The sequence below is a fragment of the Prevotella veroralis genome, from assembly GCF_018127765.1.
GTDB classification, from domain to species: Bacteria; Bacteroidota; Bacteroidia; order Bacteroidales; family Bacteroidaceae; genus Prevotella; species Prevotella veroralis.
The window spans coordinates 988,035-998,136 of record NZ_CP072331.1 but is presented as its reverse complement, the minus strand read 5'-3'; the positions used below and the strand labels follow the sequence as shown (position 1 = coordinate 998,136).

Genomic DNA, 10,102 nt, shown 5'->3' with positions numbered 1-10,102 from the left:
TTATCCTTTATTCATTTCTACCCCTGTTGATTATCTGAAAGATACAATCTTCTTGAGTCTTTTGCGGGCTTATTCCTCATTATCGTGTTGTTATTGCTACCATAAAGGTACATATTTTCGAGCAAAACACAACTTCTCCGACTTATATACTGACGATGAAATAGTTGTTGTTGCTACCATAAAGGTACATAATTTCAGGTAAGTTACAATGCTAATAATGCTATTTAATGACACTTTCTCTTGCTGTTTAATAAGAAAATAATTAACTTCGCAGATGTTCTGATATAATTAAAACAAGGTGAGGAGACGCCGATCTACTCACTTAGAAGAATCTATTATGCGAAGACTTGCTATATTATTAATAGTGCTCTTGACGGCTGTCTTGGCTTTTGCTGACGGTTGCATTAAGGTGGCATGTGTGGGTAACAGCGTTACATGGGGCTATGGTTTGACCAACAGGGAGGCGGATTGTTACCCTGTGCAGTTGCAGAGGATGTTAGGAAATAAGTATGATGTGCGTAATTTCGGACACTCTGGTAGTACGCTTTTGAGCCACGGTCACCGTCCATATATCGACCAGCAGGAGTATAAGGAGGCGTTGGCTTTCAAGGCAGATAGGGTTATTATCCACTTAGGACTCAATGACACGGACCCGCGTAATTGGTCGGAATACGCCGAGGAGTTCAATGCTGACTATATAAAACTCGTCAACTCGTTCCGCAGAGTGAACCCGAAAGCACAGATATGGATATGCTTGATGTCGCCTATCTTCGAACGTCACCCTCGCTTTGAGAGTGGAACAAGGGACTGGCACACGCTTATCCAGCAGCATATCAAGCAAGTGGCAGTGGCAGAGAACCTCCCGTTAATCGACCTCTATACGCCTCTTCACAGTCGTCCCGACCTCTTTTCCGATGCGCTCCACCCCAATGCTGAGGGCGCAAAGATCATTGCCGAAACCGTTTATAAGGCTCTGACGGGTAATTATGGAGGTCTTTCTCTTGCGCCACTCTATACCGATGGGATGGTAATGCAGCGTCATGCGCCTATCAGCTTCCGTGGTCTTGCCAATGTGGGGAGCGTTGTCAAGGTCACTTTCGATGGTCAGAACCAGTCAACGACAGCGGCTACAGACGGCACATGGAGCATTCGCTTCCCTGCTCATGAGGCTGGCGGACCTTATAAAGCGGTGATAATTGCAGGGAAAGAGAAGCTGATTTTGAGGGATATATACGTTGGTGAGGTGTGGTTGTGTTCGGGTCAATCGAACATGGAATTGCCCGTTTCTGCCGTACAAAGTCGTGAGCAAGACTTGGCGGAGGCTGATCAACAATCGTTGATCCACCTTTTTAATATGCCAACACGCTATCCGACGGATGCAAAGAGTTGGTCTTTAGCAGCGTGCGATTCGGTGAATCGGCATCAACTCCTGCGTGTTGGACCCTGGAAAAACTGCTCGCACGAGTCGTTGTCGGGCTTCTCTGCGGTGGCATATCACTTCGGTAAGACCTTAGCGGATAGCCTGCAAGTGCCCATCGGACTGATTTGTAATGCTGTGGGAGGCACTACCACCGAGTCATGGATCGACCGATCGACGCTCGAAAGGGCTTTCCCAGCCATCTTGCGCAACTGGTTTCATGGCGACTTCGGTATGAAGTGGGCGCGAGAACGTGCCTTGCTGAATGTCGCCAACAGCACGAATCCTTTGCAGCAGCACCCTTATTCGCCTGCATATATGTACGAAACGGGCATGACGCCATTGTCGGGTTATGCGGTGAAAGGTATTGTATGGTATCAAGGAGAGTCGAATGCGCATAATATCGAACTGCATGAACGCCTCTTCCCATTGCTTGAGAAGAGTTGGCGTAACTTCTTCCACCAATCGAATCTACCCTTTTATTTCGTACAATTATCTAGTCTGAACCGTCGTTCTTGGCCGCGTTTTCGCGATTCACAAAGGCGTATGGCATCACAATTAGAGCACACTTGGATGGTGGTAACGAGCGACTTGAGCGATTCACTCGATGTGCATTACACGAATAAGAAACCCGTTGGTGAGCGATTGGCAATGCAGGCTTTGCACCATAGTTATGGGCGAAATATCACGTCCGAGGGTCCTGTCATAGAGCGAGTGGAGCCTGTTGATGGAGGGTTGTTATTGACCTTCTCGAATGCAAAAGGGCTCCACGCCGCGGATAACCGATTGATTGGTTTTGAATTAGCAGGTGCTGATGGCATCTATTATGAAGCGCAAGCAACGATAGAGAATAGCAATCAGGTGCGTGTGACCAGTGCGCCTTCAGTGCCTCATCCTGTTAGTGTTCGTTATGCTTGGCAGCCCTTTACTCGTGCCAACTTAGTTAATGATAAGGGGTTACCGTGCAGCACATTTGAAATAGAGGAACATTAGGATAGAGTACATAGTAGGGGATAGTTAAGATAGAGTAACATATTAACAGAGGTGCTGGTAACGGATCCTTTCGACAGAAGAAATGTGTTTTAACGACAGAGTAACATATTAACAGGGGGATTAGTAACAGGGTATTAGATAGGAAGTGTATCATGAATAGAACTTGGTGGAACGCATTTTTATCACGGAAGGAATATAATGAACAGAACTTAATGGGAATACAGAGTTCCTAAAGGATCATGGGCGTGTACTGGATCTGATGCCATCGCATAATTCAAGAAAGCCTCTTCTTCATTTGACGAGGGCGTTTCTTCATAGTGAAGAGAGGCTTTCTTCACATCAAGGAAACGCCCCCTTTGTTTTAAGGATACCTTTTCCTAACCTGCTCCCGCTAGGCACTCCTCCCCTTGGGGGAGGCTGGGAGGGGTTATTCCATTCGGAGAATGGTTTGGGGGAGAGGCTTCAAAGTAGGGACAGACGCCCTCGTCTGTCCGCTTTTTCATTCCTTTGTGGCATCCCATCAGGCAACAGACCCTCCCTCAGAGGGGGTGGGGGAGGCTTTTATTAGCTGCGTTCTGGCGGACAGACGAGGGCGTCTGTCCCTACTTGTTGCTATGTCTTCCATCTTTAGAGGGGGCTGGGTGGGGTTTCAGGAAGCACCACCACACCCTCTTGTCGTTTACCATCCATTATAATCTTAAGCGGCTTTTGGAAACGAACATGGCGTACCCATTGCGTTTCCTCTACAGCTGGAAGAGCATCAAGAACGCTCCGTTGATAGAAGCCATCAGCCTTATAAGGATTGATAGTGAAGGTGGGAGTATCTTCCTTATAACATCTTTAAAGTAGGGACAGACGCCCTCGTCTGTCCGCACAAATAGAATATTGAGACAACAAGGAAGATGTCATTACAACAATATATCCTTAATCATTCTGTCGTAAAATCACGTTGTTTTGCGGACAGACGAGGGCGTCTGTCCCTACTTTGTGGCTTCATTGGGTAAGAAAAAACATCCTAACTAATTTCTGCTAAGCACTCCTCCCCCTTGAGAGAGGCTGGGATGGAATTCCATCCAAAGGCGTCTGTCCCTACTTTGAAAACTCTCCTTCGTTCCTTTTTCGGGTTCCCTCACCTCTACTCCTTAAACAACTTCTGCGCAAAGGTGGTTAGATAGATGCGCCAGTTACGCCAAATATGACCGCCATTGGTCTCGAGGTAGGTGTAAGGATGATGCTTGGAATCAAGGTAATGACGTAAGTCTGCATTCTCTTTATATAGGAAGTCGGTGTTGCCGATACCTATCCAAAGGAGCTTAGGAGAGTGCTTGAAGAGGTTGTCAACCTTGCTTTCTGGATCCTTGTATATCGGTGATGAGACCTCTTTCTGACGAGGTTTAATGGCTGCAGAAAACAGTCCGATGTAATCGAAGGAACTGGGGTTATTGATGGAGATGTACAATGAGTGGAATCCTCCCATTGATAAACCTGCGATTGCCCGGTGCGCCTTGTCCGCCTTTACTCGATAGTTTTGTTCAACGAAATTAACCACATCTTGGAAGGCAGTTTCAAAGTTTCCATCCATCGTCTTAGGCAGTTGCATGGATGGAATCTTCAGTCCTTCGGAAGATTCACCGGGTGCTGCTTCCTGCGAAATGTTGCCATTTGGCATCACAACAATCATTGGTTTCGCCTTGCCGGAAGCAATGAGATTATCCATAATCTGCGTTGCCCGACCTAGTTCCGACCACGCATTTTCATCGCCACCCATACCGTGTAAGAGGTAAAGAACGGGATATTTCTCCTTACTCTGTTCGTATCCTGCAGGCGTATAGATGGTTAGGCGGCGTGTCATATTAGCCGTTGGACTCTTATACCAAGTCTTTGAAACGGTGCCATGAGGTACATTCTGCACCTGATATAAGCCGTCAACACCTCCCTTAACCATAAAGATACTGAAGGTACTAGAGACATCTCGGATTGCATAAACATTGAGTGGATCGGTCACCTTGACGCCATCAACGAGGATATTATACATGTAGAGTTCTGGTTGGAGGGGTGCAGAAGTGAATGACCACACGCCCTTTTCATTCTTTCTCAAGGCTTGTGGACCTTGGTGTTCAGATTCTCCTTGATCAGTCTTCACCTTCTCTATAGGGAGAAAATCGCCCACAATCTCCACCTTTTGAGCCTCGGGAGCAGCGACATTAAAGGTTACGGAGTTGTCAGCATTTACCACTGGCGATGCCAGAGGAGCCTTGTTCCAATCGAGCGCTTGCTGTGCGAATCCCGTTGCAGCAGCCATTGTGCAGGCAAGGGATAAGATAATTTTTCTCATACCAGTGATGTTTTTTATGATTGATAATTTGTTATCTCAGCTTCTAAAGACCCTCTTCTGGGTCAGATATACAGCCCATTATAAATACGATTGATTGTTTACAAAGGTACAAAAAATAATGGCTAGTACGTCAGGAGTTTGTAGGCAGGAGTGAAGAAGAGAGCCGATTTTAACAAAAATAAGTCTCACGTGCGATATTGTTAATACTTAATAATTTCCATTGGAAATTTGGTTGTGTCGGTAAAAGTACGTATATTTGCACCGTTTTCCATAGGAAACAATATTAAAAGAGTAATTCTTTAAGGATGCTCGAAACCTTTAAGTAATAATAAAAATAGGTAATATTAAAAGAATATGAAGCGTAAATCGACCCTTGCATTAGCCTTCATGCTATTAGGAATGACGGCATGCACTGCAAATAGTAAGCCTGCCAATGGTGCTGATAATGGTACAACTGGGGGGAAGACAACGGAACAAACAAATACAAATAACCATAACGAAGGAAAGGAAACAGAAATGAATGTAACTGAAATGACCGCTGAGATGTTTAAAGAGAAGGTGATGGACTATGAGAAGAACCCACAGTCTTGGGTTTTCAAGGGTGACAAGCCCGTCATAGTAGACTTCTATGCGACATGGTGCGGACCCTGTAAAGCAACGGCTCCAGTGCTTGAAGAGATAGCAGGAGACTATGCCGGTAAGATCGACGTATATAAGGTTGATGTCGATAAACAGCCTGAATTGGCTTCTCTCTTTGGCATTCGTTCAATCCCATCATTGCTCTTTATCCCTAAAGAAGGTAAGCCCACAATGCAGACGGGAGCAATGAATAAGCCACAGTTTGAGGAAGCTATCAAGTCAACCTTACTGAAGTAAGGGTATAGAAGGGGCTAATGAATAGTGAATGTATTCGTAAGATCCGTGATATATCACGTGTTGTAACCGTCTTCGAAACTGACTTGCAGCAGCGAGTAGGGCTGAACATCAATGAGGCTGCACTGCTTTGTTTGCTCTCCGAACACGATGATCCCATGTTAGCAAGTGAGATTGCTGATGAGCTGGAGATGACTCGTTCGAATGCTTCGAAGGTGATTGCAGCACTTGAGCGATGCTCGTTGATTCGTCGCCGAGCCTGCTCGGAGGATGGACGGTGCCAACGATTCCACATTACCAAACATGGTTTAGAGAAGTTGGCACAGATACATTGCGATTCGATTGTGGTTCCTGAAGGATTGAAAGGACTTATCGAGTAGTTGCTTGATAGGTTCTTTTAAAGTGGTAAAATGGTGGCAGTTCTATTTAAGCAAGGGTATTTTATCTATTAAACGATAGCTTTTATTGTCGAATGATTGACGTATATCAAAAAGTAAGGGAAGCTCTTCTATCTTTCTGAAACTATGACAATGACTATCAATTATTTGTAGTATCTTTGCAAAAGGAGGATTGAGAAGGTTAGAGATAAGTAGTAATATGCAACTGTTCCCATCTTCTTTGATTAAATAAATAGTGATTGTTACAATAGAGGAATTGGTTTATTAAGATTAGATTAATTATTGTTCAAGAGAGACACGTTAGACTGTCTGTCGACAGTCAAGGGGAGGCATAATCACAGGTAACTGTGGCTATGTCTCCTCTCATTATATATTACTTTTGTTGAAAAGAGCTTTTCGCTTAGCAGCCAGAGCCATCCAAACGGCAAGAAGCTGCTGCGGGTGCATCATCAAGATGGATACCGGCCTCCTCGGGAGATAGCGTCACGGTGCCATCTTCAAGTAGGAAACAAGGAATACCAGCGTAGCCATGCTTCTTCGCATCGTCGAAAACAGGGCTATTGTCACGTAGACGGAGGAATTCCTTGAGGTTTCTTACGTGTGCGCCAATGTCTATCACTTCATAGCGATCGTCTCCTTTTACATGCTTGTCAACGGCTGTGCAGTCCGGACAAGTGCTCATTCCATATATCTTTATCATGTTTCTTTGTTTTTATTAAATGCTTGATTATTAATTAAAAGACCTTTGTTTAGTGATTACAAATCTTTGTTGTATCCACTGTGAATCCGTCAGTTGCAGGTATAAATTTGCCTTTTTTTGTGAGGAAATCAACTAATTCTGTTGCATTCATGCCCTCTCGAGAGCAGGTGTGAAACTCCTCCTCTGATCCGAAGTGCTCAATGATTGCTTTTACTAAATCCTCTTTTGTTTTGTAACTATTGCCCTCCATCATGTGGAGAACATCATGTCCATGTGCCATATTATTGATAGTTTGATATGTTTATAATATTTGTCAAAGAAAGAATCTTTGTACGTTATATGTACTAACAAAGGTTATGCCATTAAGAGTATTAACCTCTTTTAAGGGCAAAAGTGTACTTTTTTAGCGATAAAGTGGTTACTTTTGTGATGATAGATAGCTTATTATGGCATTCTGTCAGTTGTGTTACAGGGATTGTGATAGGCTTTAGGACGATATGAGGAGGATATTTATTTTTAATAATTAAATGATTTTGATTTTAAGAGATGAAGAGACTTTTAATTGTTTTTAGTGTTGCATTAATGTTGTTATCATCATGTGTAACAAGTAAGAAGACGTCTAATACTGGTAATCCTGTAGCTTTTGTAGAGGCGAGAAATTACTTTCATATTGGTGACGAAACGAAACCTATCATCAAAAAAATTACTTCTCAAACTGAGTTTGAAAAGCAATTTGGTGAAGCAGCATATATGGGGAAGGGTGGTCAGCCTACCCACATTGATTTTAAGAAAAGCTTTGTAGTGGCTTACATCCTACCTGTTACGAATCTAAAGACTGATCTTCGTCCTATTTCTCTCACGGAGGTTGGCAACAAGGAGTTGCTTTTAACTTATGATTTAAAGCAAGGCGCAAAACAGAGTTATTCTACACAACCGTTCTTTATCCTCATTGTTAATAGGAAATATGAGGGGTACAAAGTAAAGTAAATGTAGTATTTTTATTTACAGAAAACTTCTCTCTTAATGCTTGCTTAAGTGTAGAAAGAAGACAAGAGTAAAGGATGATAGATTGATATGAAGGTTAACTGAAAATCATCAGTTTTCATTTTCCTGTCACTTCTGTCATCCTTTTGCTATGTATAATTCATTAATAACCAGCAAATTAAGCGAAACGTTAAAACTGACAGTAACCATGATTAAAATATAACTTGCATATTTAGGGAAAGTAAGGAACCTGTGTAACATTGTAGAAAGTATAATAGAATGCACCTCTCAATATTTACTTCATCTTCTATCAATACTATGAAAATACTTTATCTCAAGTAAATTACAAAAGAGTTTATCAATCCTATAATCTATAGTGTTGGATGAAAAGAATGGTTTTAGGATTGAATTTCTTTATTTGCGTTTGTTGGTTATGTAGGAATAGATGGTGTTTTGCATGGTTACAGGCGCTTACTTGATATCATACTAACACCTAATTGATATGGTGCTAACACTTTAGAAACAAAAAAGGTATCAGGCTTTACAGCCTGATACCTCATATTTATCAGATGTGCAAGTAGTAATTACTTACCCTCTTCCATCTTCTTCTTCAAATCAGCAAGTACGTCAAGATCGCCGAGAGAGGTGCTAGCAGCTACATTGTTAATGCCAGTTGCATCCTTCTGTGCCTTTGGTGCGCGTTGACGACGTGGCTCTTCCTTAACCTCTTCGAATGTACGAGAGTGAGAAAGGATAATACGCTTTGTGTCCTTAACAAACTCGATTACCATGAATGGGAGAACCTCACCAAGCTGAGCCTGTGTGCCATCCTGCTTAACAAGGTGCTTTGGTGTTGCGAAACCTTCGCCACCTTCTGTAAGAGTAATCACTGCACCCTTATCCATAGACTCGGTAATCTTACCTTCGTGGATAGTACCTGGAGTGTAGATCTTCTCGTATTCATCCCAAGGATTAGTCTCTAACTGCTTGTGACCGAGGCTCAAACGACGATTCTCCTTATCTATTTCGAGAACAACAACATCAATATCTGCACCTTGAGTTGTAAACTCTGATGGGTGCTTAACCTTCTTAGTCCAAGAGAGATCGCTGATGTGAATCAAACCATCAACACCTTCCTCTAACTCTACGAAGATACCAAAGTTAGTGAAGTTACGAACCTTTGCTGTGTGCTTAGAACCTACAGGGTACTTAACCTCGATGGTCTCCCATGGGTCTTCTTTGAGCTGCTTGATACCGAGAGACATCTTGCGCTCCTCGCGGTCGAGTGTAAGGATAACTGCCTCAACCTCATCACCAACCTTCATGAACTCCTGTGCAGAACGTAGGTGCTGACTCCAACTCATTTCTGAGACGTGGATCAATCCCTCTACACCTGGCTGAATTTCTACGAATGCACCATAGTCTGCCATAACGACAACCTTACCCTTAACGTGGTCGCCAACTTTGAGGTTAGGATCGAGTGAATCCCAAGGATGTGGAGTGAGTTGCTTCAAACCGAGAGCAATACGCTTCTTCTCTTCATCGAAGTCGAGGATAACAACGTTGATCTTCTGGTCGAGAGCAACAACCTCATGAGGATCACTTACGCGACCCCAAGATAGGTCTGTGATGTGTACGAGTCCGTCAACACCACCGAGGTCAACGAATACGCCATAAGAAGTGATGTTCTTAACAGTACCCTCGAGGATCTGACCTTTCTCCAAGTGAGAGATAATCTCCTTGCGTTGTGCTTCAAGTTCTGCCTCAATAAGTGCCTTGTGTGATACGACTACGTTACGGAACTCTTGGTTGATCTTAACGACCTTGAACTCCATTGTCTTACCAACGAATACATCGTAGTCACGTATAGGATGAACGTCAATCTGGCTACCAGGAAGGAATGCCTCAATACCGAATACGTCAACAATCATACCACCCTTAGTGCGGCTCTTGATGTAACCTTGGATAACCTCATCGTTCTCCAAAGCCTTGTTGATATTCTCCCAGCTCTTCTGGAGACGAGCTTTTTTATGAGAGAGAACGAGTTGACCACGCTTGTCTTCTTGGCTCTCTACATAAACCTCAACCTTGTCACCAGGCTTGAGATCTGGGTTGTAACGGAATTCAGAAGCAGGGATAATACCATCGCTCTTGTAGCCGATGTTAACAACTACTTCCTTCTTGTCAGCTGAAATAACAGTACCTTCAACTACTTGGTGTTCCTGGATCTTGTTGAGTGTTTCGTTGTAAGCCTTTGCAAGGTCATCCTTACTAGCTTCGGTTTGTGTACCGTTTTCGAACTCATCCCAGTTAAAGTCAGCTAAAGGCTGTACATTCTGGACGTCTTTGTAATTTGTCATAAAGTGTTTAAAAAATAATTTAATTAATAAAGTTTGACTTTA

The 10,102-nt window shown here is 43.2% G+C and carries 8 protein-coding genes and 1 pseudogene; 4 read left to right on the top strand and 5 right to left on the bottom strand.

Annotated features, from left to right (window positions below):
• The first annotated feature begins 337 nt into the window (after positions 1-337).
• Positions 338-2,410: a GDSL-type esterase/lipase family protein gene (locus tag J5A55_RS12225; protein ID WP_004381972.1), complete on the top strand. Its 2,073-nt coding sequence runs from the start codon at positions 338-340 to the stop codon at positions 2,408-2,410.
• Between the two features lie 627 nt (positions 2,411-3,037).
• On the opposite strand, the pseudogene J5A55_RS12445 reads toward J5A55_RS12225, so the two are convergent.
• Both J5A55_RS12445 and J5A55_RS12220 read right to left on the bottom strand, forming a co-directional pair.
• Positions 3,038-3,223 (bottom strand): annotated as a pseudogene (locus tag J5A55_RS12445) (hypothetical protein); the annotation flags it as partial.
• Positions 3,224-3,545: 322 nt separating this feature from the next.
• Complete coding sequence (locus J5A55_RS12220) at positions 3,546-4,745, bottom strand: esterase (RefSeq protein ID WP_234396046.1); 1,200 nt, start codon at positions 4,743-4,745, stop codon at positions 3,546-3,548.
• Positions 4,746-5,099: 354 nt separating this feature from the next.
• Between J5A55_RS12220 and trxA the strand changes: the two genes are divergently transcribed.
• Both trxA and J5A55_RS12210 read left to right on the top strand, forming a co-directional pair.
• A complete protein-coding gene (gene trxA, locus J5A55_RS12215) occupies positions 5,100-5,621 on the top strand; it encodes a thioredoxin (protein WP_004381977.1) in 522 nt (173 codons plus the stop codon).
• A 17-nt stretch (positions 5,622-5,638) separates the two neighbouring features.
• Positions 5,639-5,998 (top strand): MarR family winged helix-turn-helix transcriptional regulator, encoded by a 360-nt coding sequence (locus tag J5A55_RS12210; protein WP_004381978.1) that lies wholly within the window; start codon positions 5,639-5,641, stop codon positions 5,996-5,998.
• 418 nt (positions 5,999-6,416) lie between these two features.
• On the opposite strand, the gene J5A55_RS12205 is transcribed toward J5A55_RS12210, so the two are convergent.
• A complete protein-coding gene (locus J5A55_RS12205) occupies positions 6,417-6,716 on the bottom strand; it encodes a hypothetical protein (RefSeq protein ID WP_004381979.1) in 300 nt (99 codons plus the stop codon).
• Positions 6,717-6,765: 49 nt separating this feature from the next.
• On the bottom strand, positions 6,766-6,996 hold the full coding sequence (locus J5A55_RS12200) for a YecH family metal-binding protein (protein ID WP_004381981.1): 231 nt from the start codon (positions 6,994-6,996) through the stop codon (positions 6,766-6,768).
• Between the two features lie 266 nt (positions 6,997-7,262).
• On the opposite strand from J5A55_RS12200, the gene J5A55_RS12195 reads away from it, so the two are divergent.
• The gene (locus J5A55_RS12195) at positions 7,263-7,703 is read left to right on the top strand and encodes a hypothetical protein (protein WP_004381983.1); all 441 of its coding nucleotides are present in this window, start codon (positions 7,263-7,265) and stop codon (positions 7,701-7,703) included.
• A 581-nt stretch (positions 7,704-8,284) separates the two neighbouring features.
• Here J5A55_RS12195 and rpsA read toward each other — a convergent pair.
• Positions 8,285-10,060 carry a 30S ribosomal protein S1 gene (rpsA, locus tag J5A55_RS12190; protein ID WP_004381985.1) on the bottom strand — a complete coding sequence of 592 codons (1,776 nt, stop codon included), beginning with the start codon at positions 10,058-10,060 and terminating at the stop codon, positions 8,285-8,287.
• Positions 10,061-10,102: the final 42 nt, after the last annotated feature.